This window comes from Prosthecobacter sp., assembly GCF_046154365.1.
Lineage (GTDB): Bacteria > Verrucomicrobiota > Verrucomicrobiia > Verrucomicrobiales > Verrucomicrobiaceae > Prosthecobacter.
Genome location: NZ_JBJXFV010000106.1, coordinates 154,692 through 171,993, shown reverse-complemented (window position 1 = coordinate 171,993; position 17,302 = coordinate 154,692). Strand labels below are relative to the sequence as shown.

17 protein-coding genes are annotated in these 17,302 nt (G+C 59.6%); 9 read left to right on the top strand and 8 right to left on the bottom strand.

Annotated elements, in window-relative coordinates; all coding sequences use genetic code 11:
- Nucleotides 1-2: 2 nt before the first annotated feature.
- From ACKVY0_RS14075 to ACKVY0_RS14060, 4 genes are all read right to left on the bottom strand, one after another.
- Nucleotides 3-1,799: a hypothetical protein gene (locus tag ACKVY0_RS14075; RefSeq protein WP_409215464.1), complete on the bottom strand. Its 1,797-nt coding sequence runs from the start codon at nucleotides 1,797-1,799 to the stop codon at nucleotides 3-5.
- 170 nt (nucleotides 1,800-1,969) lie between these two features.
- Nucleotides 1,970-2,896: a hypothetical protein gene (locus tag ACKVY0_RS14070; RefSeq protein ID WP_409215463.1), complete on the bottom strand. Its 927-nt coding sequence runs from the start codon at nucleotides 2,894-2,896 to the stop codon at nucleotides 1,970-1,972.
- Between the two features lie 3 nt (nucleotides 2,897-2,899).
- Nucleotides 2,900-3,628, bottom strand: a complete 729-nt coding sequence (locus ACKVY0_RS14065; RefSeq protein ID WP_409215462.1) for an N-acetylmuramoyl-L-alanine amidase family protein — start codon at nucleotides 3,626-3,628, stop codon at nucleotides 2,900-2,902.
- Between the two features lie 44 nt (nucleotides 3,629-3,672).
- Nucleotides 3,673-4,566: a carbohydrate kinase family protein gene (locus ACKVY0_RS14060; protein ID WP_409215461.1), complete on the bottom strand. Its 894-nt coding sequence runs from the start codon at nucleotides 4,564-4,566 to the stop codon at nucleotides 3,673-3,675.
- A gap of 68 nt (nucleotides 4,567-4,634) precedes the next feature.
- On the opposite strand from ACKVY0_RS14060, the gene ACKVY0_RS14055 reads away from it, so the two are divergent.
- The 4 genes from ACKVY0_RS14055 to argA all read left to right on the top strand — a co-directional run bounded on the left by ACKVY0_RS14055 (nucleotide 4,635) and on the right by argA (nucleotide 8,161).
- Nucleotides 4,635-6,032 (top strand): MFS transporter, encoded by a 1,398-nt coding sequence (locus ACKVY0_RS14055; protein ID WP_409215460.1) that lies wholly within the window; start codon nucleotides 4,635-4,637, stop codon nucleotides 6,030-6,032.
- 136 nt (nucleotides 6,033-6,168) lie between these two features.
- Nucleotides 6,169-6,366, top strand: a complete 198-nt coding sequence (locus ACKVY0_RS14050) for a hypothetical protein (protein ID WP_409215459.1) — start codon at nucleotides 6,169-6,171, stop codon at nucleotides 6,364-6,366.
- 191 nt (nucleotides 6,367-6,557) lie between these two features.
- Nucleotides 6,558-6,836, top strand: coding sequence for a hypothetical protein (locus tag ACKVY0_RS14045; RefSeq protein ID WP_409215458.1), 279 nt, complete (start codon nucleotides 6,558-6,560; stop codon nucleotides 6,834-6,836).
- Nucleotides 6,837-6,847: 11 nt separating this feature from the next.
- Nucleotides 6,848-8,161, top strand: coding sequence for an amino-acid N-acetyltransferase (gene argA / locus ACKVY0_RS14040; protein ID WP_409215457.1), 1,314 nt, complete (start codon nucleotides 6,848-6,850; stop codon nucleotides 8,159-8,161).
- 5 nt (nucleotides 8,162-8,166) lie between these two features.
- Here the strand turns inward: argA and ACKVY0_RS14035 are convergent, their stop codons facing one another.
- Complete coding sequence (locus ACKVY0_RS14035; RefSeq protein WP_409215456.1) at nucleotides 8,167-8,742, bottom strand: hypothetical protein; 576 nt, start codon at nucleotides 8,740-8,742, stop codon at nucleotides 8,167-8,169.
- 38 nt (nucleotides 8,743-8,780) lie between these two features.
- The gene (gene thrC / locus ACKVY0_RS14030; RefSeq protein WP_409215455.1) at nucleotides 8,781-10,178 is read right to left on the bottom strand and encodes a threonine synthase; all 1,398 of its coding nucleotides are present in this window, start codon (nucleotides 10,176-10,178) and stop codon (nucleotides 8,781-8,783) included.
- 261 nt (nucleotides 10,179-10,439) lie between these two features.
- Between thrC and ACKVY0_RS14025 the strand changes: the two genes are divergently transcribed.
- Both ACKVY0_RS14025 and ACKVY0_RS14020 read left to right on the top strand, forming a co-directional pair.
- Nucleotides 10,440-11,201 (top strand): DUF3883 domain-containing protein, encoded by a 762-nt coding sequence (locus ACKVY0_RS14025; RefSeq protein ID WP_409215454.1) that lies wholly within the window; start codon nucleotides 10,440-10,442, stop codon nucleotides 11,199-11,201.
- A 20-nt stretch (nucleotides 11,202-11,221) separates the two neighbouring features.
- The gene (locus tag ACKVY0_RS14020; protein WP_409215453.1) at nucleotides 11,222-11,950 is read left to right on the top strand and encodes a DUF4928 family protein; all 729 of its coding nucleotides are present in this window, start codon (nucleotides 11,222-11,224) and stop codon (nucleotides 11,948-11,950) included.
- A 6-nt stretch (nucleotides 11,951-11,956) separates the two neighbouring features.
- On the opposite strand, the gene ACKVY0_RS14015 is transcribed toward ACKVY0_RS14020, so the two are convergent.
- Nucleotides 11,957-12,907 (bottom strand): efflux RND transporter periplasmic adaptor subunit, encoded by a 951-nt coding sequence (locus tag ACKVY0_RS14015; RefSeq protein ID WP_409215452.1) that lies wholly within the window; start codon nucleotides 12,905-12,907, stop codon nucleotides 11,957-11,959.
- Between the two features lie 419 nt (nucleotides 12,908-13,326).
- Between ACKVY0_RS14015 and ACKVY0_RS14010 the strand changes: the two genes are divergently transcribed.
- The 3 genes from ACKVY0_RS14010 to ACKVY0_RS14000 are packed head-to-tail and all read left to right on the top strand — an operon-like array spanning nucleotide 13,327 to nucleotide 16,249.
- Nucleotides 13,327-13,539, top strand: coding sequence for a hypothetical protein (locus ACKVY0_RS14010; protein ID WP_409215451.1), 213 nt, complete (start codon nucleotides 13,327-13,329; stop codon nucleotides 13,537-13,539).
- A gap of 46 nt (nucleotides 13,540-13,585) precedes the next feature.
- Nucleotides 13,586-15,214, top strand: a complete 1,629-nt coding sequence (locus ACKVY0_RS14005) for a sialate O-acetylesterase (protein WP_409215450.1) — start codon at nucleotides 13,586-13,588, stop codon at nucleotides 15,212-15,214.
- A 15-nt stretch (nucleotides 15,215-15,229) separates the two neighbouring features.
- Complete coding sequence (locus ACKVY0_RS14000) at nucleotides 15,230-16,249, top strand: SAM-dependent methyltransferase (RefSeq protein WP_409215449.1); 1,020 nt, start codon at nucleotides 15,230-15,232, stop codon at nucleotides 16,247-16,249.
- Nucleotides 16,250-16,349: 100 nt separating this feature from the next.
- On the opposite strand, the gene ACKVY0_RS13995 is transcribed toward ACKVY0_RS14000, so the two are convergent.
- Nucleotides 16,350-17,246 carry a sugar phosphate isomerase/epimerase family protein gene (locus ACKVY0_RS13995; protein WP_409215448.1) on the bottom strand — a complete coding sequence of 299 codons (897 nt, stop codon included), beginning with the start codon at nucleotides 17,244-17,246 and terminating at the stop codon, nucleotides 16,350-16,352.
- Between the last annotated feature and the right edge of the window lie 56 nt (nucleotides 17,247-17,302).

The following is a 17,302-nucleotide window of genomic DNA, read 5'->3' as shown; positions in this document are numbered from 1 at the left end:
GGTCAGGTTTTTGGTTCACTGGGGACTATATCAGGAGATATTTGTGACAAAACCCAAAGAGTGGGAGCGTCCACGTAGCGCGGTTGAATCATTTTTGGGTCGGGGCCAATTCGAACATGGCCTTCCCGGTCGGTGAACTCGACGGGCGAACATCCCAGAGGGCTGACGGCAAAGTAGCAAACGTTGGAGGAGATCACTTCGGCGTTGGCCACGATGGCCGGGCAAATTTCCAACAGCAAAGCGCGAATGCGTTTGGAGTTAGCCGCCATATTCGAAGTGGATACGGTGCCATCCGTCGCGGCAGGCAGCAGTTCTTCGTCTCCCAGCAGCGAAATCCAAGTGTCACACTTTCCCACCATGACGGCCAACGGTGTCGAGACTTGCTGGCGTGAATCCAGGCCCAGCAGGCTTTTGATGCGCACCTCGGTTTCCGCAAGAATCACATCCTGCTGGTCGAGACGGTGACTGTTGAGCTGGGGATCAGTCACATGGTTGAGCTTGTGGCGGAACTCCGTGTTATGAAGCGGGTCGAACAAGAAAAAGATGCCAGATGCCACGGCGATGTGCTGGGCTCCTGGCGAGTCTGCACTGTTGCTGGTGGGTTCAAAGTGCTCGCCCGCGTTGTCATAAAACACGACCGAAAACCCGCTGTCGGGTGCCGTTGGATGGGAGAGTTTGAAAATGAAGGGCTTTGGCAGCCGCACCTTTCTGCCCTGGCGAGGAAGAGTTTCATACAGCGCTCCTTCAAGGTCTGTCTTGGCCAGAAATGCCTCTTGAGGTGAGGCGGCGGAGAACAGTTGAGCCTTCATCTGGGTCAGAATCACATTCTCCGAAGGATCAGCGTCGCGGAAAGTGATGCCAAACTTCTGGAAGAGGGAGTTCTGCAAAATCTTCACCAGCACGCTTAAATAATAAGATTTCCCGGACGAAGGAGCCCCGACGATCGAGAAAATATGATGCGGAAGGTCCAGGAATCCGGAAGGCAGCTTGCGTCGGCAATGGGGGCAGGCCAGTTCGCCTGCGGCAAGCCCCATTGCGTCCAGTGCCTGACCACGATCATTGAATCGTGTGGCATGGAAGCGCTGCATCTGGTCTTCACCCAGCATGGCGTCGCCACGCAGGCTGCCATGCACCGCGATGTTCATGACATCGCCCCGGTCAAACTTAAACCAGCAAATCGGGCAGGTGAATTCGCCATATTCACTGTTGATGGCCTCCGACTCGTTGTTCGGAGGTGTGATCGTGGTTGGCTCGGCGGAGTTTTTTGACTGCGGGATCAAGGCCAGCAGATCCCGAACATCTCGCATGAAGAAGCCCATTTCCTCCATTACTGACGGCAGCAGAACCAACTGCGACCAATACTCCTCAGTGTAATTGCTCAGATGTGTTCGCAGCCGCAAGGTGTCGAAAGGGCCGGACCACGCGAGGGTGTTACGGTCATAAACATTCCAATTCGTCTGGCTACCTGCGTGCTGCCAAGCGGACGTTTCATCGGTATGTTTAAAGGCCAGTATCTGACCCCGGATGACCAGGGAATGCTCCTCACCTGGTGCGCATTTAAAAGAATCAGCCGCCACGCCATCAATAATGGCGGTCGAGTTGGCACCGAGCTGCACCTCATACCCGCCGCTGCGGGCGGAAATGGTGCATAAAATGGGCGGACATGAATGCGGATCCAGCCGAAAATCCGCCGCAGAATTGGAGCCGATGACAAAAGGCGTTTTAATCACCGCTGATCGCGCCCCGCTGATGCAATCAAGAAGGCACAGCCGAAATTCAGGTTTAGGCTTGGGTGTCATCTTGAGGAGTGATCCGTTGAAGCGCTTTCTAGGTGGGGCCGAATAGTGAATCAAGCAGTATGTTCAGCGTCCTTCCAGCCCTTCGTTGCAGCAGCAAAGTGGATCGTGGCTGGATTGCTTCACAAGCATTTTAACGTCGAATTCCCATTCACAACTGCAGGCCAGGGGGCTCAGCGTTTCACTCTCAACAGCGGTGCTGGCAGATGCTCGCTGGTGAGCCAGAGCGTGAGGCTGTCGGCATCATAGCAGACGCCTTCGTTCTGGCGCAGCAGCTCGGGTTCGATGCGAATGGGGGCTTGTTTCAGCGCTTCGGCGAGCGGTTGGTCCTTCTCCAGCTTCCATTCATACAGGCTGCTGTAGGTGGCCACGACCATACGCGAGCCATCGGACGAGAAACTTGCGCCGGTGGTCATGCAGTTGTCATGCGGGCGTTTGCCGGCGCGAATCAGCGTGGGGAAAGTGAGATCGGTGACTTTTTCCAGCAGCATGCTCACCTTTTCCTGCAGCGGCTGCGGAAAGGCATACAGGGCGCTTTTGCCGTCGTCGCTTTTGGTGAGGATGTAGAGACGGCGGGTCTGCGGATGAACGAGCAGGCTTTCGGCGTTGGGATGGCCTTCTGGGTAGTTCGCGCGCCAGATTTTTGGCGCGGTGCTGACGGTTTCTGCCACGGGCTGGTCAGGCGCGTTGATTTCCGGCTCGGGGATTTGATAGATCTGGATGCTGGGGCGGATAAAAAAATTGTCGCCGATGTCACCGATGAACAGGGCTGGGGAGCCCTGGTCGTCCGTACCGATGGCGAGATCTTCCCAGTCGAAGTTCGCGGCGTCGCGCACGCGCACCTTGGCGCGTGTTTTACCGCTGCGGTCGATGGCGAAGACGCAGGGTTCACCGCCGGAGTCGTTCACGGTCCAGAAGATCGAAGGATCGCGGCTGCCGAGGCAGAGGCCGGAGCTTTCCTTGAGGCGTTTGTCTTCGAGGACGGCCACGCGCTCGCTGGTGCTTGGCACTGCTTTCTCCGGCCATGCGGGCACGTCCTGCGCGTGAACGAATACCGTGAAGGCTAGGCCAAGACCGAGTGAGTGGACGACGGCGTTCATGGTTCAACCCAGCGGGGCCGCGAGGCCTGGCAGCATGCGGTTGTAATGAAACTGCACGCGGTCCTGAAACCAGCGCCAAGTCTGGCCGGGGCGACCGCGTTCGAGGAGGAAATGCGGGCAGTCCTTGTGCGGCGGGCTGGCGCCGGCACGCGGCCAGTGGTAGTGCGGCACCACATTGCTCAGCGGAATGTCATACGCACGCATCAGATAGGCGGCGAGGCGTGCGGTGCGGTCGATGGTCTGGCCGATGTCGTTGCCGCTGTGCTCGCACATCTCGATGCCGATGCTGTAGTTGTTGCCGGGGCCGTCGAAGTCGGCGTGCTCCCCCTGCTCGCGGCAGGGCAGGTGCTGGATGGCGACGTTGTCCTGCACGGTGAAGTGCCAGGTGAGGAAGCCGATGCGGTTGCCGCCTTTGCGCTTGGTGGCGCGCAATGCGCCGCGTTTCAAGGCCAGCGCGTGCTGGAAGGCATTGCCCGTGTAGTTTTGCGTGCTGTGAATGGTGATGTAGCGCGGGCGCATGGGCCGGTAGTAGCGGCGGCCCACGGTGCCGGGCGGGATGAGGTCAAGTTTCACCCGTGCTTCGGCGAGGAGCTGGTCTGGCGTCATCACGCCGGGAGGAACCGGCAGGAACCGCGACTCCCAGCGCGCAATGCGTGAGCCATCATACGTCGCGCAAGCCACGACGATGACGGCGAAGGTGAGCGAGATCAGGAGTGCAGCGTGGCGGCGCATGTGACTGTACTAAGGTTCGGAGTTCAAAGTTCAAGGTTCAATGTTCAGCGTTCTGTATTCAGCGCGTGTCTGCCGCCAAGTCCTGCGGCATTTTTTGCCGCCAAACGGCTAGCATGTTCCGCGCAGCGCTCCACCGGCCAGTTTGAGAGCCAGCCGTGCAAAAACGCGCCATGAAATACGTCGCCGCAGCCAGTGGTGTCGATCAGCGGCGCTGCGGTGAAGGCTGGCTGGTGAAAATAGGAACCATCGGTGGTCCAGACATGGCTGCCGCGCATTCCTTCGGTGATGACCACGATTTGCGCTGGAGATTGAAGCAGCGCCGCCGCTATCTCCTGCAAATCGCGCAACCCCGTGCAACGCTCTGCGAATTCACGCGCCACGATGCGGATGTGGCTTGCCGCGATGAGATCGCGCAACGATTCGCGCCATCTGTCCGCTCCGCCATCGAAGGAAATCGTCACGCCATGCTGCTGCGCCAGTTTCACCGCATGACGTGCCGCAGTCTCGTGGCGGCCGTTGAGATGCAGCAGCCGTGCGTCCGTGAAAAGAGCAGCATCCACCTCATCAGGCGTCGGTTCACCCGCCGTGGCAGACGCATAAACGATCTGCCGAGCGCCATCACGCTGCCGCACCAGAATACTGGCACTGGCGGAGCGCGTTCCGGGCACCACGCGCAGATGATTCGTGCTCACGCCGAATTTTACCAGCCCGGCGCGGATTTTTTGCCCGGTCACATCATCCCCGCAGCGGTCAATCAAGGCGCAGGCATGCCTGGCACTGCTTAGAACACACAGCGCTGTCGCCACCGGCCCACCGCCGTCCTCGGCGTGTGCGAGCGCCTGCGTGACGTGTTCCTCAGCGCGAAACTCCGGCACGATGGAGAGCGCATCGAGCGTTGCCGCGCCGATGCCGATGACGGTGAAAGAACCGGCGGCCATGACACGGGCATGATTCCTGTGATTTCGGGATTGTCATCTTCCTCCGCGTCATTCAACATCCGCGCCTCATGAGCACCACCGCCTCTCCCGATCCGACCGCCCCTTGGTACAAGCAACTCAACGGCTACCATTGGTTTGTCTTTTTTGTCGCCTCCGCAGCGTGGTGCTTTGACTGCCTGGATCAGCAGCTTTTCATCCTGGCACGCGACAATGCGGTCAAAGCGCTCTCCCCTGGCATGGACTCGCTGGCGCAGGGCAAGCTCAGCGGCTGGGCCATGAGCATCTTCATCGCAGGCTGGGCCACGGGCGGACTCATCTTCGGTGCCGTCGGTGATCGCATCGGGCGTGCGAAGACATTGGCAATCACGGTGCTCATCTACTCGCTCTTTACCGGGCTTTCATCGTTCGCGGCCAATATTGAGCAGTTCATGATCTACCGTGCGCTCACCGGCCTCGGCGTCGGCGGTGTGTTTGGACTCGCGGTCGCGCTGGTGGCTGATGCGTTGCCAGATGCCGCACGGCCGAAGGCGCTCGGCATGTTGCAGGCGCTCTCCGCCGTCGGCAATGTCACCGCTGGCCTGTGCGCCATGTCGCTCGCAGGTGTTGATCCCATGGTCTCGTGGAAATACTTGTTCTGGATCGGCTCCATCCCCGCCTTCCTTTGCATCTTTATCATGCTGCGCTTGAAGGAGCCGGAAAAATGGCTCGCGGCAAAGGCCACGAGCAAAATCGACAGCACCAAGGCGATGGGTTCGTATTTGAGCCTCTTCGGCGACGCCCGTTGGCGCAAGTCCGCGCTGTTTGGCATGTTGCTCTGTGTGTCCGCCGTCGTCGGACTGTGGGGCATCGGTTTCTTCAGCAACAAGCTGGTCTCCGCCGCCATCGCCGACTCACTGGCGGGCCAGAATCTGAGTGCCGCAGCGGTCAGCGAAGCCAAGCAATGGTGGTCTGCGGCCAATCTCATCGTTCTAAACATTGGTGCCTTCGTGGGTATGATCGCGTTCAGCAAGGCCGCGCATCGCTTTGGCCGGAAGCCGGTGTTTATCGTTGCTTTCCTCGCGGCGATGGCGGCGACGATCTTCTTCTACCAGAAGTTCGAAACGCGTTCGGACATCTGGATGAGCTTCGTGCTGGGTGTCTGCCAGCTCTCGTTGTTCGCGGGCTTCGCGATCTATCTGCCTGAGCTGTTCCCCACCCGGCTGCGCAGCACCGGTGTCAGTTTCTGCTACAACGTCGGGCGCTTCATCGCCGCCAGCGGACCGGTCACGCTCGGTGTGCTGCAAGCCAACCTTGGAGCCAAAGCCATCGCCGTGCTGCCAGCGACGGCCACCGCCGCCATGAAAGCCACCGCCGAACTCAACGCCTTCCGCACTGCTGGTTGTTACATGAGTTCGGTGTTCTTGCTTGGGCTAGTTGCCTTGATGTTCCTGCCGGAGACCAAGGGCCGTCCGATGCCGGAAGATTGAGCGTAGCTTGACTCTCCAGAGTCGAGCCGAACGTCTCTCGGCTGACGAATGCTCCCACACCCGGCTCTGGAGAACCGGGCTACGACGGCCTGGAAATGCTGATTGCCGGGCTTGGCAAAACCGTTAACTTCCGCCCATGCAAACCAAAGCTGAATCATGCCTGGAGACAAAGCCCCAAGAGGCGGCGAAGCCCCGCAAGGTCTTCCAGCCGATCAAACCGTGGACCACCCGCGAAGAAATGACTGCCCTGGTTTCCAGGCAGCCCTTGATGTCCTGGGAGGAGAAGGTGGCGCAGATCAACCGCAGCCTTGGACGCCCGCAGGGTTCGCTGTAGAGCGCGACCGCCAGATCGCGCTGGTATCACCCGGAGCAGAATCTGGCGCTGTTCGATGTCGGCGAGAGCAACATCATTCACAGCGACGGCGAACTCGTCCCCATCGACATCATTCCCATGCAGCCGGATGGGGCGCTGCTGGACTTTTTGAGCGACTTCGCTGAAAAGAATGCTCCGCACCGCACCACACCATGACCTCTGTCGAACTCCTCGCCCTCAAAGATCCCGCCAGCCTCACGCCCGAGGCACAGACGCTCTGGCAGATCAAACACGGCTCATGGGACGCCGCACACAACATCGCGCAGGACATTCACACCAAGATGGGGTCGTGGCTGCATGCACTTCTGCATGTGATTGAGGGCGATCAATGGAACGCGGATTACTGGTTCGCGAAGGCGGGCAGGCCTTCGCACGGGCCGCAGGAGATCGACAAACTTTGGGAAGAAATCGCCCGCGTTGTGCTATCGTGAGGCCTCATTCAGTGAACAACGAACCTCAAAAACCCCAGCAACGCTTCGAAGACCTGCGTGGCATCCTGCATTACGTGCCGCAATTTCGGCAGAAGGTGTTCGTGATCGCGTTTGATGGTGCGCTCATGACGCAGCCGGGCTTTGCCAGCATTCTGCAAGACGTGGCGGTGCTGCAATCACTCAACATTGAGGTCGTGCTCGTTTTCGGTGCGCGGGCGCAGGTGCGGGCGCTGGCCGAGAAACGCGGCATCACGCTCTACAATGACGATGGCATGGGCCGCACGGATGCTGCGGGCATTGAAATCGCCGTGGATGCGATTATGCGGCAGTGCAACGACCTCGTGGCCGATCTGACCGCGCTGGAGATGCCTGTGGCGGTTTCCAATGCGCTGGCGGTGCATCCGGCGGGTGTGATCGACGGCGTGGATCAGGAATTCACCGGCCGTATCGAGCGTGTGGATGAAGAAACACTGCGTGCGCTGCTCAAGGCCGACATCATCCCCATTTTGCCGCCGCTCGGCTACGACGGCAAAGGCGCGACGCTGCGCTTGAACTCCGATGCCGTTGCCGTGGAAGTCGCCATCGCCTTGCAGGCGGCGAAAGTCATCTTTGTGGCCGAAGCCGGCATCACCGCCGCCGATGGCACGCGGTTGGCGCAGATCTCCGTGGCGGATGCGAAGGACATGTACAAGGCCAAAGACCCGAAGCATGACGTGAGCATGCTCTCAAAGCTGCGCTACGCCGCGCTGGCCTGCCAGGAAGGCGTGCCGCGTGTGCATATCGTCGATGGCACGCAGGATGAGGCGCTGCTGGCCGAGCTGTTCTCGAATGAAGGCGTCGGCACCATGATTCATGGCGACGAATACCAGCAGATCCGCAAAGCGCGTGCTTCCGACGTGCCCGCACTGCTGTCCATGATGCAGCAGGGTGTGGACGATGCTGCGCTGGTGCCGCGCACGCGTGATCAGATTCAAGCCAAGATCAAAGACTTCTTCGTGCTCGAACTCGACGGCCATCCGATCGGTTCCGTGGCCATTCACACGTATGAGGAAGAGGGACGGAAAATTGCCGAGCTTGCCTGTCTCTTTGTGCGCCGCTCGCACAAGAACAAAAATCATGGCCGGAAACTCGTCGCCTTTGCCGAGGAAACGGCGAAACAGCGTGGCTGCGAGGTCATTGTGGCGCTCAGCACGCAGGCGTTCCGCTTTTTCGAGGAGAAGATGGGCTACACCGTCACCGAACCTGATGCACTGCCCGCAAGCCGCCGTGAAAAATACGACAAGAGCGGCCGCAACTCGAAGGTGCTGGTCAAGGCGCTGAAGTAGCGCGGCTAATGTCGCGGCACCTTGGAACTCAGCGAGGTTTCCGTGATCGCGATGGCCTTGTCCTGGAGCTTTTCGCCGATGTAGCGCTGCTGAAAGTCCACGCGGCATTTGCGGTCATCCTTGGCGAAGGCAATCCAGAACTCGGTCGATTTGACGCGTTCCGCGGCTGCGCTGGCATCGGTCCAGGCATAGTGCGTTGTTTGGCCACGTGTCACCTCGGTCAGTCCGGCGGCGTTGAGCGTCACGGAGTAGCCGAGGCTCAGCCAGCCGAGAAAGGCGGCTGCGACGCCGAGCAGCAGCAGCAGCGAACCGAGCGTGATGAATGGCGTGATGATCTTCGCGCGGTCCCAGAACCCGCCGTTGCCGTATTCGATCGCGAAGAACTTCACGCGGGCAAACATGATCTTCACCAGCGCCAGACCCGCGAGGATCAGCAGTGGGCCGCCGCCGAGCAGCGCCCAAGTGTAAAGCTCGCCGATCATCAACGTGACGCCGTCGCCAGCATCACTCCCTTTGGTGAGGAATGGGGAGATGTCCGGCAGCGTGATGGCTGCGGCGAGGAGGGGCGAAATTGGATTCATGACAGCGGTGTGATTTAACCAAGCGGTCGTCAGGAACGTCAAGCACTCGTTGCGTGGCTGGTGTGTTTCCGAATGAAGGCCTGCACCGCCGCCACGTCCGCGTTGAGCGGCCAGGTTTGCAGCGGTTTCGACTTCAGCGCTTCGAGCGTCGGATGCGTCGGCTCGCTGCCGGTGGCCTGCTGCACCACTTCGGGGAACTTCGCCGGGCTGGCGGTGGCCAGCACCACACTCACGCGATCCTGCGCGATGTCGGTGAAGGCGCAGGCCGTGTGCGGATCGACGACATACTGCCAGTCCTGCCACATCTGGGCGATGACGCGCTCGATTTGAGCGTCGTCCATGCGCGTCGAGCGCAGGCTGGTCTTCGGCAGGTCGATCTTGAACGGCGCACCCGCTTTGATCTGCGTCATCACCTCGCGCACACGCTCGGCGTTTTGGCCGAGGATGTAATAGAGGAAGCGCTCGAAGTTCGACGCGGCCTGGATGTCCATGCTCGGCGCATGGCTCGGATGCACGTCGCTCTGGTGGTAATCACCGCTGGTGAAAAAGCGGTGCAGGATGTCGTTCTGGTTCGTCGCCACACGGAAGCCACCCGCAGGCATGCCCATCTGCTGCGCCATCCATCCCGCCAGCACGTTGCCGAAATTCCCGGTGGGCACGACGTACTCGGCGGTCGCGCGAGCATTCTCCGGCAGCTTCAGACAGGCCCAGATGTAGTAAACACATTGCGCCAGCACGCGGGCGATGTTGATCGAGTTCACGGCGGAGAGATTCACCGCATTGGCGAAAGCGGTGTCGCCAAACGTGTCCTTCACCACGCGCTGCGCATCATCAAAAGTGCCGGGAACCGGGATGGCGAAGACGTTGTCCGCGCCCGTACAGGCCATCTGGCGTTCCTGCAGTGGAGCCACGCGGCCGTTTGGATAGAGAATAAAGATCGTGATGCCATCACGCCCCAGGCAGCCATGAATCGCCGCCGAACCGGTGTCGCCCGAGGTCGCACCGAGCACGGCGAGCCGTTTACCGGTCTTCTCGACCTGACGCTTGTAGAGCAGTCCCAGCAGTTGCAGCGCGAAGTCCTTGAACGCGAGCGTCGGCCCGTGAAACAGCTCCAGCACATAGGTTTTGTCCGTGATCTTCTTCAACGGTGCCACGTCCGGCGCATCAAACCGCCGATACGCCTCCGCCGTGAGCTGATGCCACTCCGCGTTGCTGATCTCCGGCGCAAACAGCGTGAAAAACTCCGCCGCAAGCTGCGGATACGTCAGCTTCGACCACGCAGGCAGCTTGTCTGCGATGGACGGCAGCTTGTCCGGCAAAAACAGGCCGCCATCCGGTGCCAGCCCGGCTTCAACGGCTTCAGAAAACGTGTGCGGCTTCGTTTGTCCGCGGGTGGAGATGTAATGCATGGGCGAATCAGTCAGGGACGCATTCATGCGTGGGATTTGGAGAGACTCAATGGTTCTCTTTGAGGCGGGCGAGGCTTCAATCAACAAATGCTCAAAGATCGAGTCTTGTCAGACGCTAAGCCCTGCCTCACTATCACTTCAAGACCCTATGCAAAGACGTGCCGCAGAGTTTTTCGCCGGAATCGGCCTCATGAGAATGGGGCTAGATCACGGTCTGGGTGGAAACCATGATGACGCGCAGGGAAACTGTGGCGAACCAGCTTGGATCAATTCACATGCCGATTGACCATGATCCTCAATCCCGATCAACTGAGCGCGAGAGAGAAACAGATTCTCGTGGGCATGTTTCTCTCCAAGTTTGACGAAAAGGGGGTGGCAGCACTTGGATTCGACAGCTTCATCGAAGCATTCAACGCTTTGGGCTACGGCCTGGGAGGGCGGCCCGCCTCCATCAAGAATTATCGAGATGAGTTTGATCCCTTGTTCCCAAACAAGAGGAAAGGGTGGCATAAACGCCCACGTCGCGATTACTGCGTGAAATTAGCCGCGAACTACCAAAGCCTATCATTGAAGAATTTCGCCAGACTTGTGGCGAGTTTTATCGGTGCTCCTGACCAAATCATCCCATCACAGCCAGCGGAGGATGACAATTTGTCGCCTTCAAGCTTTGCCAAGCGGTTGATTACGGGGCGGGCGGCAGAACAGTACTTCCAGGCTGTGTATTCCAGGCTCCCGGAGTTTGGTCAGTGCGACGTAGAAGATACGACCATGCAAGGATGTGGATACGATTTTCGATTGTGGCCCAAATCAGGCGACAAATTTCGTGCGGTCGAGGTGAAGGGAATTGCAGATCGTAGCGGCTGGCTCTCACTCACAGAAAAAGAGCACGATAGCGCTGCAGCGCTCGGAGACCGATTCTATTTATTCGTTGTGAAAAACTTTCGCGAGAAACCCTTCCATGAGATGCACGCGAACCCTCTGGCTGGCCCTCTGAGCTTTGCACGAAAAGAGCGGCAGATTGTTCAAGTTTCTTGGCTGGCCGCCGCCTAATTTTTGACGTTTTTTGTGCCATGACGAACAGAGCGATCACGGAACAATTTCACGTCGAAGACGTGCTTGCGTTGGGCGGCATTGACCGCGTCTCTCGAGTCACCGCTGCGGTGTTACAAAGCTATGGCGTAACGAGACCTTTGTTCACGGAAGCAGAGGTTGAGCAGATGCGATGGGAGGAACAGGTTCGCATTAACGGCATGGTTTTTCATTTCGACACTGGAAAGTCTGTCGCAGCCAACCTCGCGGACATCTTTGCGCAGTCGGCGGAGATTCAAAAGAACTCGGGTGGCGCAAATTTTGTGGGAGCCATGCTCCAGCATCTGGTCGGTGCGAAGCTCGACATTGTTCTCGGTCCTGGCGTTGCCGCGCATCACGGTTTCTCGGTGGCAGACCATTCAACAGAGCGGCAAGGCGACTTTGAGGTGAACGGTGTCACGATCCACGTCACCACTCACCCAACCGAGGCGCTGATTCGCAAGGCCGCTAAAAATCTCCAGGGCGGTTTGAAACCAGTGATCATCACGCTCGCGGACGGAGTCGAGGGCGCGGCCTATCTGTTGAAAAACACCGAGTGGAAAGACCGCATCGACGTGATTGACGCGACCCAGTTCCTGACGGCGAATGTCTATGAACGCAGCCTCTTCAAAGCGGGCGACTGCAAGGCAACGCTGATTTCCATCCTGACGCGCTACAACGAGATCGTTGCAGAATGCGAGACTGATCCTGTTTTACAGATTCGTCTTTGATGAGTTTCACTTCTTCCGCGCAATAAACACATCCACCTGCTGCCCGACGTAGAGGTTGGTGTCCTTGGGTTTAACGAGCTTGTAGATGACCTGGAGGACGCGGGTGTCCACGCGTTCGGTGCTGGCACCGGTGAGGGAGACTTTGGGGATGACGTAGGGTTCGATGCGGACGAATTCGACGGTAAACTTCTTCGACGAATCACCTTTGAGGGAGATCTGCGCCTTGGCACCGGTGGCGACTTGCATGGCGTTTTGTTCATCGACATCGGCACGCACGTGCAACGTGGAGATGTCGCCGAGGACGAGGGCGGGCTGGCGGTTCTGCGGGGAGGCGTATTCGCCGGCGCGGATGTTCACCTGGAGGATGGTGCCGTTGCGCGGGGCTTTGACGGTGAAACGGTCGATGAGGAGCTGCGTCTGCTGTACATCGGCCTCGGCGGCGGCAAGTTGGGCCTCGGCAGCCTGCTGTTGGGCTTTGGCGACGAGGACGTCGTTGCTGCGGTTGCGCAGGTCGTCCTGGCTGATGGCCCGCTGATCGGTGACGGACTTGAGGCGGTCGAGCATGTCCTGCACCTTCGCGAGCTGAGCCTGGGTGACGGTGAGATTGGCCTGGGCGACGGCGATGGCGGCTTCCTGCTTGAGCAGGGCGGCACGCAGCTCGCGGTCGTCGAGGATGAGCAGTGGCGCGCCTGCCTTGACGACTTGATTGACCTCGATTTTGACCTCCTGGACCAACCCGGCCACAGGCACGCCGATGGCGACGTTTTCGCCCTGCGCTTCGAGAATGCCGGTGGCGGCGATGTCATCGGGCGCGTTTTTCTGCGGCGGTGCGACGGGCGGCGGCGGGATGGCGGTCTCTTGGCTGCGGATGGTCTGTAGCACAAACCCCATCGCGATCACACCGGCGGCGGCGAGGATGAAGGTGAAGTAGCGGATGGAGGTGGAGACGAGATTCATGGCGGAGAGTAAATGACGAATGACGAATGAGCCACTTGCGAAACTCCTTCAGAACTCTGCCCCCCTGCCCCTCCGCTCCGAATAACTTCCGGGCACACCCGAAACCTCACACACTGATCAATGCAGAAGTTATTTTCCCGCAGATTCAGAAAACCCACAGATGGGATGCTTCTGGTCCGAATCTGCGGGTTTTCTGAATCTGTGGGAATAACTCAGTTTCCAGGTGTTCCCTTCCGCAGATCACCCGCAGATTCATGGAGGTCAGCAGATTGGCTTCTGAAGAATCTGCGGGCCTCCCTGAATCTGTGGGAGATCCTCAGTCAGGCGCATGAGCAGGTTTTGGTGCGTATGCCCTGGGGAGGCGGCGCGTGGAGTGATCCGCATCTTGCGCGCTGGGCGGTGCGCTCTACGCTGCGCGCATGGAACGCCCCGCCGCCATCGCTCAAATCCGCGAAGCCTGTAAAAACATCGCCCTGCAATTCATGAAGATTCATCCCGCCGTGCCCGGCCTGGCCGATGCGGAGGTGCAGAAGGAATGCTTCCGCTGCGTGCATGAGATGACCGTGCTGCTGGAGACGATCAAAAAGCGCATCGGCCGCCTGGAGCGCACGGATGACAGCAGCCTGCTCTGACATTTGGCTTACTTGCCCAGAACCATACCTCCCACGACAATCCGCCATGAAACGCATCGTTTTTTCCTGTCTCCTGCTTGCCGCCAGCCTGCGCGCCGAGGTCAAACTGCCCGCGATCTTCGCCGACGGCATGGTGCTCCAGCAGCAGCAACTCGTGCGCGTCTGGGGCACCGCCGAAGTCGGCGAGGATGTGAAGATCACCTTTGGCGATCAAACGCACAGCTCGGTGGCGGACCCGACCGGCAAATGGTCGATCATTCTGAATCCGATGAATGCGAACGCCAAGCCGGCTGATCTCGTCGTCGCTGGCAAAAATACGATCACGCTCAAGAACGTGCTCGTTGGCGAGGTCTGGATCTGCTCCGGGCAGTCAAACATGCAATGGACGGTGAAGCAGGCGGGCAAGGCTGACGAAGAAATCGCTGCCGCAAACCATGCGCAGATCCGCATGTTCAATGTCGAGCGAAGTCCGAGCATGACGCCGCAGAGCGATTGCAAAGGTGGCTGGAAGGAGGCCAGCACCGCGAACGTGGGCGATTTTTCCGCCGTGGGTTACTTCTTTGGCCGGCATCTGCATCAGGTGCTGAAAGTGCCAGTCGGTCTGATCAACACCTCCTGGGGCGGCACCCGCATTGAGGCCTGGACCAGTCATGAATCGCTGGCGGAGCGCCCCTGCGCGACGGAAATGATCGCCGACTGGAAAGATCACGTCAGCAAGTGGGATGGTGCGAAGGAGCAGGCCGCCTTTGAGAAGCGCAAGACCGACTGGCAGGCCCAGGTGAAGAAGATCGACGAGGAAAACGCGAAGCTGCCCGCCGATAAAAAACAGCCGAAGCCCCAGGCACCGCGTCCACCCGATGATCCGACCAAAACGCCGCATCATCCCAGCGTGCTGTTCAACGGCATGGTGGCACCGCTTGTCCCCTACGCCATCAAGGGAGCAATCTGGTATCAGGGTGAATCGAACCAGCGCCGTGCCTTCCAGTATCAGGAACTGCTGCCCACGATGGTCAACGACTGGCGCAAACAGTGGGTGGACGCGTTCTCGTTCTACATCGTGCAGCTCGCCAATTTCGGCAACGGCCACCCCGTGACCACGGAGGCAGGCGTTCCTGACGCCTGGGCTGAATTGCAGGAGGCGCAGACACTCACGGCGCAGACGTTGGACAAATGCGGCATCGCCATCATCAACGACATCGGCGAGCAGAACGACATCCATCCGAAGAACAAGCAGGAGGTCGGTCGTCGGCTTGCCCTGTGGGCGCTGGCGAAGGACTACGGCAAGACCGGCACCGAGTACAGCGGCCCGCTCTATGTTTCATCCGTGGTGCAAGGCGACAAGGTGCGCATCCAGTTCGATCACGCCGGCACCGGTTTGAAAACACGTGACGGCGGCGAACTGAAGCAATTCCAGATCACGGGAGCCGATCAGAAGTGGGTCTGGGCCAAGGCCAAGATCGAAGGCAACGAAGTCGTCGTGTGGAGCGAGACGGTGCCGCAGCCGGTGGGCGTGCGCTACGCTTGGGCAAGCTGGCCTGAAGGCGCGAATCTCATCAACGCCGAGGGCTTGCCCGCTTCGTGTTTCCGCACGGATGATTTTCTGCCGTCCACGCTCGGTGTCGTGTCGCCCTTCAAGGAGATCACACCTGCAAAGCCGGCACCTGCAAAACCGTGATCGTCTGAGTTGAGCGTGCATCTCTTTCTCACTGACCCAGACACACTACCGTTCCTCACGGACGAACTGCGTCGTGCCGCTCCCGAAGCAAACGTGCGCGAGATCGCCGGACTCGGCATCGTTGCGGAAGTGAATCTCGACGGCCTGTTGCTTGCCTTTGCTCGTCAAACGCTGCCCGATGCGGTTGAAGTTCAGGCCGCGTCGATCAATGCGTGGGCAGATCGCATCATCGAGGCCATCGCTGGTGTGCTGCCTGATGATCAGCCTTGGCGTTTGCATCTTTGGCCACAGTATGGCGAAGGCAGGGCAGGGCTGCACCGTTGCGAACTGATTCATGCCAGCCTGTTGGAACGCTTGAAGAAGCGGCGCCGTCATCTGCTGCGTGCTCTGATCGACTCCGACGCCGTGTTTGATGCGCAAACCTCGCTCGTGCAGTGCATCCTCACCTCTCCCGAGTCTGGCTGGCTCTCAACGACCGCCGCGCCGCGTGCACATGCTCTGCGCAGTTTGGTTTCGAGGTTCCCACGCGGTGAAGTGCCGCTGGCGGACGACAAAAGCGCGCCTTCACGCGCTTTCACCAAGCTCGTCGAGGCCGAGCAGCGTCTTGGCAAACGCATCGAGCGTGGCGAGACCTGCGTCGATCTCGGTGCATCGCCAGGAAGCTGGAGTTATGTGGCGCTTCAGCGTGGAGCGCACGTCATCGCCGTCGATCGTTCCGAACTGCGCGAGGACTTGATGCGCAACTCACGCCTGCGCTTTGAAACCGCCGACGCCTTCAAATATCAGCCGCCGCAGACGCTGGACTGGCTCGTTTGCGATGTCATCGCCGCGCCGCAGCGCAGCATCGACCTGCTGCTCGAATGGCTGCGTGAGAAGCGCATGCGGAACTTCATCGTGACGATCAAATTCAAAGGGCACGACGAGTACGCGCTGCTGGAGGTGCTCAAACGTGATGCCGCACCATTGTGCGCCGAGTTTCATCTCACACGGTTGTGCGCGAACAAGAACGAAGTGTGCGCGTTTGGCGTGGTGTAGTGGTCGTCGGAGTTCTTGCCGGATTTGTCGGCGATCTGCCCGCGTGCGCCCAGCACCCAGTTGAGCGCAGCTTTCAAATGGGAAGGGGTGAGGCCCAGCATCACGCCCATCCCAGCCACCCCTTGAGCGTCTTCACATCACGCGCATGCGCCTCGCGGAACTCCATCAGCACGGCGGGATCGGTGGGCTTGCCTTCGAGGTATTCGAGATGCAGTGAGATCGGGCCGCTGTAGCCGGTTTTCATGAGCATCTTGCCATACGCCGGGTCCACCTGGCCTTCGCCGAGCGGGACGGTGACGAGCTTGCGACCGTCCCATTTGAAGTCCTTGAAGTAAGCCGCGCCGATGTGGTCTTTGACGAGGTTGAACTCCAGCGGCCAGGATTTTCCGCCTTCACAGGTGGCGTGCAGGATGTCGAAGGCAAAGCTGAACTGCGCCGCCGGATATTCGCGCATGATCGAGAAGATGTCCCATACCGCCGCGCCGAAGTAATCCTGCCCGCTGTGGTTCTGAAACATCGGCTGGATGCCGATCTCCGCGCACAAGGCCACTAGGTCCTTGATCTTCGGCCGCACGGCCTGGAGCTGCTCCCAGATCGGCTGCTTGAGATCATACTTGAAGTAGTTCATGCGGAAGCGCTTCACGCCCAGCTTCGCCGCCGTGCGCAGGATTTCCTCCGTCCGCTGCTCCGCGCTCACTTCATTGATGCCGGAAGTCATGATCATGAGTTCGAGGTTCTGCTTCTTCAGCGCCTCCACATACTTCGGCAGCTCATCCACCACTTTTTCCGGCTCGATGTGCCCTTTCGGCCGAATCGGCGACTCCACGCCATCAAACCCCGCCTCCGCGCCCAAACTGGCGATGTCATCAAAGCTCAGGCCCTGGAGATGCTTCGTGAAAAAACACAGCTTGTTCTTTTTCTCCGCCGCCACGACGGGCAGGGCGCTGGCGAGTGCGGTGGCGGAGAGGCTCTGGAGGAAATTGCGGCGGTTGGTCATGGGCCGATTTTGCCGAAGCTGCCGCCAACAAGCAAGCCGCATGTCGGATGCACGCT

Coding starts and splice junctions, on each gene's coding strand:
- ACKVY0_RS14015 (WP_409215452.1), bottom strand. CDS start 12,907: ATGAATCTCGTCTCCACCTCCATCCGCTACTTCACCTTCATCCTCGCC.
- ACKVY0_RS14065 (WP_409215462.1), bottom strand. CDS start 3,628: ATGCGCCGCCACGCTGCACTCCTGATCTCGCTCACCTTCGCCGTCATC.
- ACKVY0_RS13995 (WP_409215448.1), bottom strand. CDS start 17,246: ATGACCAACCGCCGCAATTTCCTCCAGAGCCTCTCCGCCACCGCACTC.
- thrC (WP_409215455.1), bottom strand. CDS start 10,178: ATGAATGCGTCCCTGACTGATTCGCCCATGCATTACATCTCCACCCGC.
- ACKVY0_RS14045 (WP_409215458.1), top strand. CDS start 6,558: ATGACCTCTGTCGAACTCCTCGCCCTCAAAGATCCCGCCAGCCTCACG.
- ACKVY0_RS14010 (WP_409215451.1), top strand. CDS start 13,327: ATGGAACGCCCCGCCGCCATCGCTCAAATCCGCGAAGCCTGTAAAAAC.
- ACKVY0_RS14025 (WP_409215454.1), top strand. CDS start 10,440: ATGATCCTCAATCCCGATCAACTGAGCGCGAGAGAGAAACAGATTCTC.
- ACKVY0_RS14070 (WP_409215463.1), bottom strand. CDS start 2,896: ATGAACGCCGTCGTCCACTCACTCGGTCTTGGCCTAGCCTTCACGGTA.
- ACKVY0_RS14075 (WP_409215464.1), bottom strand. CDS start 1,799: ATGACACCCAAGCCTAAACCTGAATTTCGGCTGTGCCTTCTTGATTGC.
- ACKVY0_RS14050 (WP_409215459.1), top strand. CDS start 6,169: ATGCAAACCAAAGCTGAATCATGCCTGGAGACAAAGCCCCAAGAGGCG.
- ACKVY0_RS14005 (WP_409215450.1), top strand. CDS start 13,586: ATGAAACGCATCGTTTTTTCCTGTCTCCTGCTTGCCGCCAGCCTGCGC.
- ACKVY0_RS14035 (WP_409215456.1), bottom strand. CDS start 8,742: ATGAATCCAATTTCGCCCCTCCTCGCCGCAGCCATCACGCTGCCGGAC.
- ACKVY0_RS14055 (WP_409215460.1), top strand. CDS start 4,635: ATGAGCACCACCGCCTCTCCCGATCCGACCGCCCCTTGGTACAAGCAA.
- ACKVY0_RS14020 (WP_409215453.1), top strand. CDS start 11,222: ATGACGAACAGAGCGATCACGGAACAATTTCACGTCGAAGACGTGCTT.
- ACKVY0_RS14060 (WP_409215461.1), bottom strand. CDS start 4,566: ATGGCCGCCGGTTCTTTCACCGTCATCGGCATCGGCGCGGCAACGCTC.